This is a genomic window from Rhodanobacter sp. MP1X3 (assembly GCF_014207165.1).
Lineage (GTDB): Bacteria > Pseudomonadota > Gammaproteobacteria > Xanthomonadales > Rhodanobacteraceae > Rhodanobacter.
In genome coordinates, this window is sequence record NZ_JACHCO010000010.1 from 1 (window position 1) to 14,411 (window position 14,411).

The window sequence follows — 14,411 nt, forward strand, 5'->3', positions numbered from 1 at the left end:
GGTGAGCGAGTTGCCACCCAGCGCAAGATTGCTGCCAGCGACGCCGGAGAGGGCGCCGATTGCCTGATTGCCACCGGCAGAGATATCGAAGGTGGCGCCGGCACCACTCAAATTGACGGCGCCGTTGGCGGCCAGGCTGCCGCCGGCGCCCAGCGCCAGCGTGCCGTCACCGATCGTCAGACCGCCGGTGAAGGTATTGACACCGCTCAGTGTTTCGGTGCCGCTGCCTTGTTTGATCAGGCCACCGGTGCCGCCGATGATGCCGCCGAAGTCCTGATTGGTCACGCCGCCAAAAGTGAGTGTGTTGGCGCCCAGGGAAACGTTGCTGCCGGCGATGCCGGACAGATCGCCGATGGTTTGATTGCCGCCGGCGGAGATATCAAAGCCAGCGCCGGCACCGCTGAGATTCACCGCGCCAGTTGCTGCCAGACTGCCGCCGGCGCCCAGCGCCAGCGTACCGTCACCGATCGTCAGGCCACCGGTGAACGTGTTCGCACCGGTCAACGTCAATAGCGATGCACCGCTCTTGATGAGACTGCCAGCACCCGAGACCGCACCACCCAAGGTAAGCGCCTGGCTGCCGAGCAGATCTAGCGAACCGCCGGCCCCGAGATTGATGTTGTTGCCGAGGTTGAGGGCAAGGCTGCCGTCTAACGTGGCCGCGCCGCCGACGTTCAACGCCCCCGTACCTAGCGCGGCGTTATTGCCGAGCAGCAGGCCACCGGCATTGAGGTTCAAACCACCGCTGAAGGTATTGGCACCGTTCAAGCTGAGGGTCGAAGCGCCATCCTTGATCAGGCTGCCGGTGCCGGCGAGCACACCGTTCAACGTGAGCGCTTGGCCGCCGAGGAGATCCAGCGAACCACCCGCACCGAGATTGATGTTGTTGCCGAGATTGAGGGCAAGGCTGCCGTCTAACGTGGCCGCGCCACCGACGTTCAACGCACCCGTACCTAGCGCGGCATTGTTGCCGAGCAGCAGGCCACCGGCATTGAGGTTCAAGCCACCACTGAAGGTGTTCGCACCGGTCAAAGTCAACAGCGAGGCACCGCTTTTGATCAGACTGCCGGTGCCGGAGAGCACCCCGTTCAAGGTAAGTGCCTGGCCGCCGAGGAGATCCAGCGAACCGCCGGCCCCGAGATTGATGTTGTTGCCGAGGTTGAGGGCAAGGCTGCCGTCTAACGTGGCCGCGCCACCGACGTTCAACGCACCCGTACCTAGCGCGGCATTGTTGCCGAGCAGCAGGCCACCGGCATTGAGGTTCAAGCCGCCGCTGAAGGTATTGGCACCGTTCAAGCTGAGGGTCGAAGCGCCATCCTTGATCAGGCTACCGGTGCCAGCGAGCACCCCGTTCAACGTGAGTGCCTGGCCGCCGAGCAGATCCAGCGAACCACCCGCCCCGAGATTGATGTTGTTGCCGAGGTTGAGTGCCAGGCTGCCGTCTAACGTGGCAGCACCGCCGACGTTCAACGCGCCCGTACCTAGCGCGGCGTTATTGCCGAGCAGCAAGCCGCCGGCATTGAGGTTCAAGCCGCCGCTGAAGGTATTGGCACCGTTCAAGCTGAGGGTCGAAGCACCATCCTTGATCAGGTTGCCGGTGCCGGCGAGCACGCCATTCAACGTGAGTGCCTGGCCGCCGAGCAGATCCAGCGAACCGCCTGCACCGAGATTGATGTTGTTGCCGAGATTGAGCGCCAGGCTGCCGTCTAAGGTGGCCGCGCCGCCGACGTTCAACGAACCCGTGCCCAAGGCTGCATTGTTGCCGAGCAGCAGGCCGCCGGCATTGAGGTTCAAGCCACCGCTAAACGTGTTGGCACCATTCAAGCTGAGGACCGAAGCGCCATCCTTGATCAGGCTGCCGGTGCCGGCGAGCACCCCGTTCAACGTGAGCGCCTGGCCGCCGAGCAGATCCAGCGAACCGCCTGCACCGAGATTGATGTTGTTGCCGAGATTGAGGGCAAGGCTGCCGTCTAACGTGGCTGCGCCACCGACGTTCAACGCGCCCGTACCTAGCGCGGCGTTATTGCCGAGCAGCAGGCCACCGGCATTGAGGTTCAAACCGCCACTAAACGTATTGGCGCCGTTCAAGCTGAGGGTCGAAGCGCCATCCTTGATCAGGCTGCCGGTGCCGGCGAGCACGCCATTCAACGTGAGTGCCTGGCCGCCGAGGAGATCCAGCGAACCGCCTGCACCGAGATTGATGTTGTTGCCGAGGTTGAGGGCAAGGCTGCCGTCTAAGGTGGCCGCGCCACCGACGTTCAACGCGCCCGTACCTAGCGCAGCGTTATTGCCGAGCAACAGGCCACCGGCATTGAGGTTCAAGCCACCACTGAAGGTGTTCGCACCGGTCAAAGTCAACAGCGAGGCACCGCTTTTGACCAAACTGCCGGTGCCGGAGAGCACCCCGTTCAAGGTGAGTGCCTGGCCGCCGAGCAGATCCAGCGAACCGCCTGCACCGAGATTGATGTTGTTGCCGAGGTTGAGTGCCAGGCTGCCGTCTAAGGTGGCCGCGCCGCCGACGTTCAACGCGCCCGTACCTAGCGCGGCGTTATTGCCGAGCAGCAGACCACCGGCGTTGAGGTTCAAACCGCCGCTGAAGGTATTGGCACCGTTCAAGCTGAGGGTCGAAGCGCCATCCTTGATCAGGCTGCCGGTGCCGGCGAGCACGCCATTCAACGTGAGTGCCTGGCCGCCGAGCAGATCCAGCGAACCACCCGCACCGAGATTGATGTTGTTGCCGAGGTTGAGTGCCAGGCTGCCGTCTAACGTGGCCGCACCACCGACATTCAACGCGCCCGTACCTAGCGCGGCGTTATTGCCGAGCAGCAGGCCGCCGGCGTTGAGGTTCAAACCACCGCTAAACGTATTGGCGCCGTTCAAGCTGAGGGTCGAAGCGCCATCCTTGATCAGGCTGCCGGTGCCGGCGAGCACCCCGTTCAACGTGAGCGCCTGGCCACCGAGCAGATCCAGCGAACCGCCTGCACCGAGATTGATGTTGTTGCCGAGGTTGAGGGCAAGGCTGCCGTCTAGCGTGGCTGCGCCACCGACGTTCAACGCACCCGTACCCAGGGCCGCATTGTTGCCGAGCAGCAGGCCACCGGCATTGAGGTTCAAGCCGCCGCTGAAGGTATTGGCACCACTAAGTGTTTCCACCCCTGTGCCCAGTTTTACCAGCGAGCCGATACCACCGATGATGCCGCCGAAGCTCTGATTGGTGGCGTCGCCAAAACTGAGCGCGTTTGCACCCAGCGTGATGCTGCTGCCAGCAATGCCGGAGAGCGCGCCGATGGTCTGGTTGCCGCCAGCAGAGATATCGAAGCCTGCGCCGACGCCACTGAGGTTCACTGCGCCGTTCGCCGCCAGACTGCCGCCAAGGCCCAGAGCCACCGTGCCTGCATCGATATTCAGACCGCCGGTGAAGGTGTTGGCGCCATTCAAGGTCAGCAACGAGGCGCCACTCTTGATCAGGCCGCCGCCGCCCGACAACGTGCCGCCCAAGGTCAGCGGCTGGCCGCCGAGAATATTCAGCGAACCGCCCGCACCGAGATTGATGTTATTGCCGAGATTGAGCGCAAGGCTGCCGTCCAAAGTGGCAGTGCCGCCAACATTCAGCGTGCCGGTGCCCAGTGCCGCGTTATTGCCCAGGAACAGGCCGCCCGCGTTCAAGTTCAGGCCGCTGGTGAACGTGTTGGCGCCGTTCAAGGTCAGCAACGCAGTGCCGTCCTTGATCAGGCTGCCGGTGCCGGAGAGCACGCCGTTCAACGTGAGCGCCTGGCCGCCAAGCAGATCCAGCGAGCCGCCCGTGCCGAGTGTTACGTTGTTGGCCAATGTGAGTGACAGGGTGCCATCCAGGCTGACCGCGCCACCGACACCAAGCGCGCCGGTACCCAGGGCGCCGGCATTGCCCAGCAGCAGGCCGCCGCCGTTCAGGGCAAAGCCGCCGCTGAAGGTATTGGCACCCGAGAGGGTTTGGATACCCGTACCGAGTTTGATCAGGCCACCGCTGCCGAGGAGGGTGCCGGCATAGCTGGTATTGCCTAACCCGCCCAAGGTCAAGGTGGTCGCGCCGAGATTGACGGAGCCGCCAAGACCACCCAGTGAACCGATGGTCTGGTTGGCGGCCAGCGAAAGATCCAGGCTGGTGCCCGCCGCGAGATCGATCGCGCCGGTTGGGGAAAGACTTCCGCCTGTACCCAGCGCCAGTGAGCCGCCATTAATGGAGAAGCTGCCGCTGAGACTGTCGGCGCCATTCAAGGTCAGCGTGCCGGCGCCGCTCTTGGTCAAATTGCCGGCACCGGACAGTATGCCGTTGAGCCCCAGCGTATTGCTGCCCAGGAGATTCAACGAACCGCCGCCATTGACGACGATATTGTTGGCGAGGTTGAACGCGCCACTGGTATCCAGCGTGGCCGTACCGCCCACGCTCAGGTTGCCACTGCCCAGTGCCCCGGCATTGCCCAGCAACAGGCCGCCAGCATTCAGGGCGACGCCACCACTGAACAGGTTGGCGCCACCCAGCGTCACCACGCCTGTATTCGTGACCGCCAGCCCGCCGGTGCCCGATAGCACGCCGCTCAACGAGAAGGCATTGCTGCCGCCGAGCGTGAGGTTGCCGATGTTCAGTGAGAAGTTGTTAGCTAGCGACAGGCCAGCGTTGGTAGCGGCGATCGCGCCGCCGTTCACATTGAAGATGCCGGAGCCGAAAGCGGCGGCATTGTCGAAATTCACTAGGCCGTCGTTGAGCGTGGTGTCGGCGCTGACCACGGCGCCCTGCAGGTTCCAGGTGCCGCTGTTGACGGTGAGGTGCTGAAAGCCCAGATAGTTCGTGGCGGAAATCGTGGTCGCCGTGCCGCCCGTGCCAGAGCCCGGGCCGGTCGCCGAGTTCTGCAGCTCCAGCTGGTTGCCGGTGCCGGTGCCGGCGTCGACGACGCCTGCAGCAGCCAGGTTCACGCCGCTGATGCCAGTCACGGCGCCGACACCAGCGGTGCCGCCGGCAGCGTTCACGCTTGATCCGGATACCGCGGTGAAGGTGTTGTTGTTGTCGCCCATGTACACGCTGCCGTTGATGGTGCCGGCATTGAGAAAGGTGTTCCCGCCCGTTGTGCTGGTGCCGAAACCTATGCGGCCGGTTATCGTGGCGCCGGTGTTGTTGGTGAAATTGGTCTGGCCACCACCATAAGAGATGACGGCCGCCGCATCGGCCGTCGTCCCGGCACCGAAGATCGACATGCCGATCGTGCCGCTGTTGTTGATGGCGGTGACGCCGCCGCTACCGTTCTGCACTGCCAGCGCTTGGCCGCCGAAGGCGAACAAGGAAGTAATGTTGAACAACCCTTTGATCGATCCGCCGGCCTGATTATTGACGTTGATCGTGTTGCCAGTACTGTTGCCAAGCGCCACGCCGCTGGCTGCAAAACTGAGGGCGCCGCCGTTGATGCTTGGGTCGATCGAGCCCTGATTGTTCAGGGTGATGCCATTGCCGCTCAAAGTCATGGCTGTGCCGCCAAGCAAGAGCGGCACACTGACTATGGCGCCAGTCTGCACGTTTACCGTGACGTTATTGATGTTGTTGCTGACATTATTAGTATTGGACCCGGTCGCGCAGGTAATGACGGGACTTGCCGTCGTACAGGCCGCATAAGCCGTACCGGTTAAAAAGGGTGTCACTAAAATCGGCGCCAGGGCCAGAAAGATTCCCTTGGCCAGCGAATTCCGACGAACACGATCAAGACGATGCGGATACATGACAGCCCCTATTTTGAATGCGCTATGACATGTTTCTTGCGAGACAGACCTTTTGCTTGTGCGACGACGGCACAGCTATACCCGTCGTGTTCAATCGACCCTGCGAACTGCCTACGCCAGCTTCTGACTACACGTGATGTTTTCGTTTGAAATGCATTCTGCGGAGTTGTTCGGATACAAAATCGGCCAATTTAATTAAGCAACACGGGCATTCAATGATGGGCTTTCTAATGCCTGGCAATGCATAAAATCGGCAAATTGCAAATTTGTTGTGTGGCTTTTCTGGTGCTTCGTTACGACCCGAACCAAGAGCAAAATAAGAATAAAAATGATCGGCCGGCGCTGGATTAAAAACGCTTGACGAACGCTTCGACTGACTGGCTTTGGTGCGCCAACCCCTTGCGTTTCGCCAACAGGCCCTACGTCAGCAGGCATGCTCCAAACACGCGATAATGAGCGGATGACTTCGCTTACTTTTGATTTGCAGGCCACCGACGGCGCAGCCCGGCGCGGCCGCCTCACTTTTGACCGCGGCACGGTGGAAACGCCGGCATTCATGCCGGTGGGTACGTACGGCTCGGTGAAGGCGATGACACCGCGCGATGTCAAGGACATCGGCGCCGAGATCATCCTCGGCAACACCTTCCACCTTTTTCTGCGGCCGGGGTTGGAGGTCGTCGAGCAGTTCGGTGGCCTGCACAAGTTCATCGGCTGGGACAAACCGATCCTCACCGACTCGGGCGGCTTCCAGGTTTTCTCGTTGGCGCACAAGCGCAAGATCACCGAAGAAGGCGTGACCTTCGCCTCGCCAGTCGATGGCTCGAAGGTGTTCCTGTCGCCGGAAGTGTCGATGCAGATCCAGACGACGCTGGATTCGGACATCGCGATGATCTTCGACGAGTGCACGCCGTATCCGGCCACTGAGAAAGTGGCCAGTGACTCGATGGAACTAAGCCTGCGCTGGGCCGAGCGTTCGCGTCGTGGCTTCGATGATCTGCAACGCGCCAACTCAAAGCCGCCCAACGCGCTGTTCGGCATCGTGCAGGGCAGCGTCTACGAGAACCTGCGCACGCGCTCCGCCGAAGGGCTGATCAAGATCGGCTTTGACGGTTATGCGGTCGGTGGTCTGGCGGTGGGTGAACCGGAGGCCGAACGCAACCATGCGCTGGATTTCACTGTGCCGTTGCTGCCGCAGGACAAGCCACGCTACTTGATGGGCGTGGGCCGGCCGGAGGACATCGTCGAGGCGGTGCGCCGTGGTATCGACATGTTCGATTGTGTGATGCCGACCCGCAATGCACGCAATGGTTTCCTGTTTACCGCCGAGGGTACGCTGCGCATTCGCAACGCCAAGTATTCGCTGGATACCCGGGTGATCGAGGAAGGCTGCGATTGCTACGCCTGCGCAGGCGGCTTCAGTCGGGCCTACTTGCGCCATCTGGATCGTTGCAACGAGATTCTCGGCAGCCAGCTCGCCACCATGCACAACTTGCGCTACTACCAACGGCTGATGGTGGGCTTGCGCGAAGCCATTGCTGGCCATGCGCTGGATGCCTTCACCGCCGAGTTTTATGCCCAGCGACGGCCCGCTACCGTCTAGCGTGCTACCGTCTGGCGCGGGCCGGTTCGACACGCGTCTCGAACCGTTGCTTGTCTGACTGGTTGCAGAAAACAGGGTTGGTCCGGCTCGACATGGACTTGCAACGCGGCGCCTGTGCCCTCAGTAAGAGCGGGCGCCCAGGCCAACTCGAGCCGGGGCAGCCGTGCACGGCTGGGGGGTGCATGGCATAATCGTTGATCTTTGACCGGGCAGTAGCTGATTTCTCAGGCTGCGCCACTACTTGCGAGACACACCGATGACTTCTTCGATCCCGTTCGTGCTTGCCCAGGCTGCGCCAGCTGCTGCAGGTGCCCAAGGTGGCAATCCGATCCTGACTTTTCTGCCGATCATCGTGCTGTTTGGCGTGTTCTATTTTCTGATGATTCGCCCGCAGATGAAGCGCCAGAAAGAGCTGCGCACCATGCTGTCCGCGTTGGCCAAGGGCGACGAAGTGGTGACCAACGGCGGTATCGCCGGGCGCATCGACGAAGTGGGCGAGACCTTCATCAGCGTGGAAATCGCCACCAACGTGGTGGTCAAGGTGCAGAAGGGTTCGGTCTCGCAGGTGTTGCCCAAGGGCTCGTTGAAGTCCGTCTGATCGGCGGATACCGGGCGTCGGCTCGGCCGCTTTGGGGCTGCTTTTCACGGGATACTACCGATTCTCGCTAACACCGCAGGCTTTTCACTGCGGTTCTGATGGATGCAAGGCATGAGTGATTTTCCCCGCTGGAAGTACGCGCTGGTCGCGATAGTGATGTTGTTCGGCGTCCTCTACGCCTTGCCGAACGCATTTTTCCCGGTTGCCGCCGTGCAGGTCAGCGCCAACCGCGGCAGCGCGCCGATCGACCAGTCGATTCAGCAGAAGGTAACCGCCGCGCTCACCGCGCAGCACATCGCGGCCACCAATGTGAGCGTGCAGGGCGACAACCTGATCGCCACCTTCACCAATGGCGACACGCAGAAAAGTGCTGCCGATGCAATCAAGTCGGCGCTCGGTGACGGTTATTCCACCGCGTTCAAACTGCAGTCCACCGTACCGGGCTGGCTGCGTGCGATTGGCGCCCGCTCGATGCCGTTGGGCCTCGATCTGCAGGGCGGCGTGCACTTTCTGATGCAGGTCGATCAGAGTGGCGTGGCCGACAAGCAGGAAACCAGCTACGCGGATGATATTCGCGTCTTGCTGCAGCAGAAAAATATCCGTTACGAGTCGGTCGCACGCAGTTCCGCCGCCGATCAGGGCATCGCCGTGATCCTGCGCTCGTCGGATGATCGCAGCAAGGCCTCCGATGCGATCGCCAACGAATTCACTGACCTCAACGTAACCAATGGCACCAGCACTGGCGATCGTTTTCTACTCAACGTCGTGGTCAAGCCGGACAAGCTGAGTCAGCTGGCGCGGGATGCAGTCACGCAGAACTTGAGCACCTTGCGCAACCGCATCAATGCGCTAGGTGTGTCCGAGCCGTTGATCCAGAAACAGGGCGATAGCCGCATCGTGGTCGAATTGGCAGGCGTGCAGGATGCGACCGAGGCCAAGAAGCTGATCGGCGCCACCGCTACGCTGGAATACCGGGCAGGCATTGGCTACGCCGGTGACCCACGGGCGCAGGAAGCAGCCAGCACCGGTAATATCCCGCCGGACGCCAACCTCTATTACATGCGTGATACACGCACACCAGTGCTGGTCAGCAAGCGCGTGATCGTCACCGGAAGCCAGCTGGTCGATGCCTCGTCGGGTACCGATACGCGCAATGGCACGCCGAACGTCAGTGTGACCTTGAACGCGGCGGGCGCCAAGAAGATGGGCGACTTCACCAACGCCAACGTCGGCAAGCCGATGGCGGTGGTTTACGTGGAGCGCGTCACCGATACCAAGATCGTTGATGGCAAGGAAGTGCGCACGTCGAAGGACACCGAATCGGTGATCAACGACGCGACCATCTCCAGCCCCTTTAGTCGCCAGTTTGAAACGAATGGCCTAGCCAGTTCGAAGGATGCTTCGGATCTTGCGCTGCTGCTCAAGGGCGGCGCACTGGCGGCACCGGTCGATATCGTCGAAGAGAGTGTGATCGGTGCGAGTCTCGGTGCCGACAATATCAACAAGGGCTTTATGGCGGTGATGCTCGGCCTGGGCCTGGTGCTGCTGGCGGCGGCGATCTACTACAAGCTGTTTGGCCTGGTGGCCGATATCGCGCTGTTCTTCAACCTGGTGATCTTGGTCGCGGTGATGTCGCTGATCGGCGTCACGCTGACCATGCCGGGCATCGCCGGTATTGTGCTGACCCTCGGTATGGCCATCGATGCGAACGTGTTGATCTGCGAACGCATCCGCGAGGAACTCCGCAACGGATCCAGTCCGCATGCGTCGATTCGCGCCGGTTACGAAAAAGCCTGGGCCACGATTCTCGATGCCAACGTCACTCACTTGATCGCCGCGCTGGCGTTGACCACGATGGGTACCGGCGCGATCAGGGGCTTCGGCGTGACCTTGATGATCGGCATCCTGACCTCGCTATTCACCTCGGTAACGCTGACCCACGCGTTTACCGCGATGATCCACGGCCACCGCAAGCTCAAGACGCTGTCGGTCTGAGGAATCGCAATGGAAATTTTTAATCACAATAGCAATATCAACTTCCTCGGTATGCGCAAGTTCAGCATTGCGATCGCCGCGTTTCTGATGGTTGCCTCGATCGCGGTGATTGCGACCAAGGGACTCAACTATGGCCTGGATTTCAACGGTGGCGTGTCGCTCACTATCGACTATGACCAGCCGGTGCAGATCAACGACGTGCGTGTCGCGCTGGCCAAGGGAGGTGTCGAGAATCCCGTCGTGCAGAGTCTGGGTGGTACGCGTGAAGTGTCGATTCGCATGCAGCCGAAAGACGATGCGGCGGCGGTTCAGGCCGACGGCAAGGTCAATCTCGATCGCATCTCCGCCGACGTCACCAAGATGCTGCAAGTGTCGCGCCCGGACGCCAAGGTAAAGGACAGGCAGTTCATCAGCGCCGAAGTGGGTGCGGAGCTGCGCACCGACGGCATGTGGGCCGCGCTGTTTGTGGTGCTGGGCATTGGTTTTTATCTGGGCATCCGTTTCGAGCGCCGCTTTGCCTTTGCCGCGATCGCGACCGAGTTCCACGACGTGCTGGTGACGCTGGGCATTCTGGCCTTGGTGCAGCGCGAGTTCGATATGACCGTGCTGGCTTCCGTGCTGGCAGTGATCGGTTACTCGATCAACGACAAGGTGGTGGTGTTCGACCGTATCCGTGAGCTGTTCCGCCTCGCGCGCAAGGCCGAGCCGGAGGAGATTCTCAACCGCTCGATCAACAACACGCTGTCGCGAACCATCATCACGTCATTGTTTACCAGCATCACCATGGGCGCATTGTTCTTCTTTGGCGGCACGGCGGTGCACGGTTTTGCGGTGACCATGCTGATCGGCATTCTGGTCGGTACGCTGTCGTCGATCTTCGTCGCCAGCCCGATCCTGCTGTGGCTGGGTGTGTCGAAAAAGGATCTGATGCCGGTGACGCGCGAAAATCCGGAGCTGGCTCGCCGGCCGTAAACCGGTCGTTTTCATCAGCCGGGAAAGTCGGCATCTGCCTATGGCCACTCGGCTGAGGTAATGGCAAAACAAAAGGCTCATGATAATCATGAGCCTTTTGTTTTGATCGCCCGAGTCTTCGTACGCATAGAGGCTGATTCACGGTGACTGCCACCGAATTGCCATGACAATCGCCGACATCGGGCTCGATTCCATGAGGTGCACTTGGTAGCCTCGTGGCTTGTTACAGGGGCATACATGCGTCGACTACCAGGTTTGGACTTTCTTCGCGCATCAGCGATCGTTTGGGTGATGCTCTTTCATTCGTGGCTGGTTGGCGGTCTCGGCGCCAGATTTGCTGGTATCCAAAATACTGGCTGGATGGCAGTCGACCTGTTTTTCGTACTTAGCGGTTACCTGATTGGTGGCCAACTCTTGCGGCCACTCAGCAGAGGGGAGCCTCTCGGTTTCTGGTCGTTCTATCGACGAAGAACTTTTCGCATCATTCCTGCGTACTCGGTCGTCCTGGCTCTTTACTTCCTTATGCCCGGATTCAATCGCGAAGGAGGCTTGCCGCCTTTGTGGGAATTTCTTACGTATACGGTGAATCTTTTCATCGACTATGACGCCCAGAAGGCATTCTCGAACGTGTGGTCTCTCTGCGTAGAGGAGCACTTCTATCTGGTCTTCCCGCTGATCGCGTGGTATCTGACGCGTAGAAATTCACGAGCGGCGGTGGCGACGGGTTTCGCCGCCATTGTTTTGGGTGGAATGCTCTTGCGATGGGGGCTTTGGTATCACAGTAAGGAGCACTTCCTGGAGGTCATCTACTATCCGACCTATAACCGCCTTGATGGGCTACTGGCAGGTCTGTTCCTTGCGACCCTCGAAGTGTATCGACCCGTGACATGGGCCTGGCTGTGTAGACATGCGAACAGCTTGTTTTTACCGCTTGGAATCATCTTGCTGAGAACGGCAATCTATATCTTCCAAGACAGAGGGGGGCTGCTTGCGACCGTTGTCGGTTACCCGCTACTGGCTGCGGCGATGGCGTCATTTGTTATTGTCGGTGCGAGCCCGGCAGGATTTTTGGCCAAGCTTTGTCTGCCTGGCGTTCGATGGATTGCGCTCGTTTCCTACAGCATGTACCTGGTTCACAAAGCAATCTTCAAGCAGGTCGAAGCGTTTTTGCCGGTTTGGTTTGCGGATCACGTGTATTTGACCTTCGTCGTATATGCACTGGCGGCATTTGCCGCAGGAGCCGTTCTCCACTACGCGGTGGAAAGACCGTTTCTTTACCTCCGGGATCGTGGCCGCCGTCACGCTAGCGCTCACAGACCGCCGGTGCTCGCACAGTCGCCAACGAGTCCATAGCAGCGCTTCCGGCCATGTGGCGACACGACGCGCAGCCAGCAGGGTCGGTATCGGGCACACTAATAACTTGAATGAGCTGTTGGCCCCAACGCTCAGGGCGAACCACGGTGGAGAAACGGCTCAATGGTGCAGCGTTTCTTCCAACTGTGCCAAGCGCTGCCGCGTGCCGACATCGGTCCAATCGCCATGGTGATGGCTGCCGCTGACTGCCCTGGTTTTCATTGCTGCGCGCAGCAGTGGCGCGAGTTTGAATCGCGGTGGTTTTTCATCGGCACCGATGGCCGCGCCGATCACGGTGCGCCAGTTCTGCAGCAGTTCGTGGCGATACACGCCGATGCCGCTGAAGGTCAGCCGTGCGTTGCCCTCGTCATGCACGATGCCTTGCGCATCCAGTGCAAAGTCGCCGTTCGGATGTTGCGGTGGATTGTCGACCAGGATCAGATGCGCGAGTCCCGCGGGCTGTGCGGGCAGGGCGGTGAAATCGATATTCGTCCAGATATCGCCGTTGACGGCGATAAAAGGTTTGCTGCCAAGCAGCGGCAGCGCGTTCAACATGCCGCCACCTGTTTCCAGCGGTGTCGACCCTTCGTACGCATAGCGGATACGTAGGCCCCAACGTGCGCCGTCACCCAGCGTGTCGGGAAACTGCTCGGCCAGATGCGACGTGTTGATCACCACGTAATGCACGCCGGCGGCGGCGAGCTTTTCCAGATGCCACTCGATCAACGGTTTGCCGTTGACTGTCAGCAGGGGTTTCGGCGTGTGATCGGTCAACGGACGCATGCGTTCACCGAGGCCGGCGGCAAAGATCAATGCGTGTCTCATAGGCCAGCTGCGATGCGCAGATCGCGATCGCCGACGCAGCGCTGCAGCAGTGCGACCAGGGCGCTCAGTTCGGGGTAGCGACGCGCCACACCGATCACGTAGTCGTACACACGCGGCACGTCGGCGAGATAACCGGGTTTGCCGTCGCGATACCACAGTCGGTAGAACTGGCCGAGCAGGCGCAGGTGTCGCTGCAAGCCAGTCAGGTCGAACCAGCGCCGAAAACGCGCCTGATCCGCGCTGTTGTCGATGAGTCCGGCCGCAAGCAGGCGCTGGCGATAGGACTCTGCCCAGGCCTCGACGCGCGCCGGTGCCCAAACGATATAGGCATCGCGCAGCAGCGAGGCGAGATCATAGGTCAGCGGACCATGCAGGGCACCCTGGAAGTCAATAATCCCTGGGCTCAAGAGCGCAGGGGCGATGATGCCCGGAGCCTCGAGTCGATTGCCGATGTCGCCATGAGGACTGCCGGATTCGACCATCAGCAGGTTGCGGCTATGGAAATCCCTGTGCACAAAACCGTGTGGCTGCTCCTCGTGATTGCGCTCAATGAGCTTGAACGCGGCGTCCAGGATCGCGCGTTCGGAGGCATCTGGCGTATGTCCAAGATGCCGTTCGAGAAACCATTCGGGCATCACTTCCAGACCCTGCGCCACGAGTGCGCGATCAAAGCGCGGTAACCCGGTAGTGTCGAGGCGGTCCTGCATGCGCAACAGCGCATCCATGGCCGCGCCATAAAGCGCGTCGGCATTGTCGTCGCGCAGCTCGGATAGATAGAGCCGATTGCCGAGATCCTCGATCAGCAGAAAACCCTGCTGCAGATCGTGCGCACGAACCTCGGGTACATGCAGGCCGGCAGCAGCCAGTCGTGCACCGATCTCCAGCCACGGCAGCGGATCTTCCTGTGCAGGAGGCGAGTCCATCACGATCCAGCTCTGGCCCTGATGGTACGTGCGCCAGTAACTGCGAAAGCTGGCATCCGCAGAAGCTGATTCGAGCAGCAGGGAATCGTCGTTCAAAATGGCCCGGGTCCAGATCAGGCGGGCGGTGGCGCGATCGTACGGTTCCATGTAGCTCATGATGGCGGAGGACACTTCAAGCTTAGCGGTTTGTGCCGCGTGACGTGAGTACTTACGCTGATGATGGCATCAAGCATTGGTGCGTTGCAGCAGCATGTGTTAGTTATAACCATATAACCAGCGCAAGAACGATTCGCTCGTCGCCTGCTATAACGCAGGTGAAAGCGATAGCCAGGTACAGCGCATTCAACGGTGCGAGGGCCAATCCGGCGGGGCCTCCAGGTAGATCAACCCAGCTAGACCA

At 60.7% G+C, this 14,411-nt stretch carries 8 protein-coding genes; 5 read left to right on the forward strand and 3 right to left on the reverse strand.

Going from position 1 to position 14,411, the window contains the following annotated elements; translation table 11 throughout:
* Positions 1–5,667, reverse strand: a 5,667-nt coding sequence (locus HDE79_RS20385; protein ID WP_343206013.1) for an autotransporter-associated beta strand repeat-containing protein, incomplete at its 3' end; no start/stop codon positions are given.
* Between the two features lie 538 nt (positions 5,668–6,205).
* On the opposite strand from HDE79_RS20385, the gene tgt reads away from it, so the two are divergent.
* The 5 genes from tgt (at position 6,206) to HDE79_RS20410 (ending at position 12,263) form a co-directional block, all read left to right on the forward strand.
* Positions 6,206–7,345 carry a tRNA guanosine(34) transglycosylase Tgt gene (tgt, locus tag HDE79_RS20390; protein ID WP_184604861.1) on the forward strand — a complete coding sequence of 380 codons (1,140 nt, stop codon included), beginning with the start codon at positions 6,206–6,208 and terminating at the stop codon, positions 7,343–7,345.
* Between the two features lie 256 nt (positions 7,346–7,601).
* The gene (gene yajC / locus HDE79_RS20395; protein ID WP_184604863.1) at positions 7,602–7,943 is read left to right on the forward strand and encodes a preprotein translocase subunit YajC; all 342 of its coding nucleotides are present in this window, start codon (positions 7,602–7,604) and stop codon (positions 7,941–7,943) included.
* A 111-nt stretch (positions 7,944–8,054) separates the two neighbouring features.
* Positions 8,055–9,938, forward strand: coding sequence for a protein translocase subunit SecD (gene secD, locus HDE79_RS20400; RefSeq protein WP_184604864.1), 1,884 nt, complete (start codon positions 8,055–8,057; stop codon positions 9,936–9,938).
* A gap of 9 nt (positions 9,939–9,947) precedes the next feature.
* Complete coding sequence (secF, locus tag HDE79_RS20405) at positions 9,948–10,910, forward strand: protein translocase subunit SecF (protein ID WP_184604866.1); 963 nt, start codon at positions 9,948–9,950, stop codon at positions 10,908–10,910.
* Positions 10,911–11,147: 237 nt separating this feature from the next.
* A complete protein-coding gene (locus HDE79_RS20410; RefSeq protein ID WP_184604868.1) occupies positions 11,148–12,263 on the forward strand; it encodes an acyltransferase in 1,116 nt (371 codons plus the stop codon).
* Between the two features lie 120 nt (positions 12,264–12,383).
* Here HDE79_RS20410 and murU read toward each other — a convergent pair whose 3' ends face one another.
* The gene (gene murU / locus HDE79_RS20415) at positions 12,384–13,088 is read right to left on the reverse strand and encodes an N-acetylmuramate alpha-1-phosphate uridylyltransferase MurU (protein ID WP_184604870.1); all 705 of its coding nucleotides are present in this window, start codon (positions 13,086–13,088) and stop codon (positions 12,384–12,386) included.
* Entirely contained in the window at positions 13,085–14,167 is a 1,083-nt protein-coding gene (locus tag HDE79_RS20420) for a phosphotransferase (protein WP_184604871.1), read from the reverse strand. Before HDE79_RS20420 ends, murU begins: the two co-directional genes overlap by 4 nt.
* Between the last annotated feature and the right edge of the window lie 244 nt (positions 14,168–14,411).

Coding starts and splice junctions, on each gene's coding strand:
- HDE79_RS20420 (WP_184604871.1), bottom strand. CDS start 14,167: ATGAGCTACATGGAACCGTACGATCGCGCCACCGCCCGCCTGATCTGG.
- tgt (WP_184604861.1), top strand. CDS start 6,206: ATGACTTCGCTTACTTTTGATTTGCAGGCCACCGACGGCGCAGCCCGG.
- yajC (WP_184604863.1), top strand. CDS start 7,602: ATGACTTCTTCGATCCCGTTCGTGCTTGCCCAGGCTGCGCCAGCTGCT.
- secD (WP_184604864.1), top strand. CDS start 8,055: ATGAGTGATTTTCCCCGCTGGAAGTACGCGCTGGTCGCGATAGTGATG.
- HDE79_RS20410 (WP_184604868.1), top strand. CDS start 11,148: ATGCGTCGACTACCAGGTTTGGACTTTCTTCGCGCATCAGCGATCGTT.
- secF (WP_184604866.1), top strand. CDS start 9,948: ATGGAAATTTTTAATCACAATAGCAATATCAACTTCCTCGGTATGCGC.
- murU (WP_184604870.1), bottom strand. CDS start 13,088: ATGAGACACGCATTGATCTTTGCCGCCGGCCTCGGTGAACGCATGCGT.